Here is an 810-nt window from a genome sequence, read left to right as displayed (position 1 = left end):
GGGTTAAGGGTCAAAAAGTGTGTCTGGCCCCGGCGTGTCGTGGGGTTAGATTTGGCCTTTTTGGATGCCGATTGAGTGGGTGTACTCGGTGTCGATACCGTTGTCGTAGAGGGCTGGTCGTCCTGTTTCGTGGTCGGCTTGGTTCTCGTTGTGGGTCAGGGGTGTAACTTTGGCGAGTTGGTCCTGGCCCCAATTGGACTGTCTGGCGATGTGTACTGGATCGTCAGGCAGTTCTGTTTTTAGGTAGAGCCACCAGTCCAGCATTCGGCGTTGGTGTTCTCCTTTTCTTCCGCGATGGGTTCTAGCTAGCAGTTTGAGTTGGGCGTTGATGCCGCCTTCGAGGCTGTTTGTGGTGGATTTGATGCCCTCGGGGTTGAGTACGTCTTTCGGTGGCGTGAGGTAGGTAAAAAGCAGGTCATTGCGCCATAGGTGGTTGAGGCTGTTGTAAGCGCTGCGCACTTTGGCGTGTGTCCATGCGTCTTTCCATTTGCCTGTTTTCGGGTCTTTGAGCACGGTCCTTTCGTCCATCCATGCCCGGTAGATGGTGGAGAATTCGTGTAGTTGGGAACCCCATGCGGCGGCGTCGTCCAGGTTGGTGATGCGGGTCAGTTTCAGCGCTAGTTGGTAGATGGTGCGGCCAGCGTCGGTGCGTGGTCGTGAGGTGGTGTAGCGGCGTACGACGCGTTGGGCATGCACGAGGCAGCGTTGGACTTTCGTTTCCGGCCAGCAGTTTTTGATCGCGGTTGCAGCTCCTTGTCCACCGTCGATGACGACAATGCGAGGGGCTGGGATGCGTTCGAGGAGGCGCTC

1 protein-coding gene is annotated in these 810 nt (G+C 56.9%); it reads right to left on the bottom strand.

The features are described 5' to 3' along the window. Positions 1 to 45 precede the first annotated feature (45 nt). Positions 46 to 810 (bottom strand): IS1249 family transposase (locus tag QP968_RS11105; RefSeq protein WP_284856453.1); only part of this gene is annotated, 765 nt, incomplete at its 5' end.

Origin of the sequence: Corynebacterium sp. MSK041, assembly GCF_030232265.1 — a bacterium.
Taxonomy (GTDB): domain Bacteria; phylum Actinomycetota; class Actinomycetes; order Mycobacteriales; family Mycobacteriaceae; genus Corynebacterium.
This window is presented reverse-complemented; position numbering and strand designations above follow the sequence as displayed.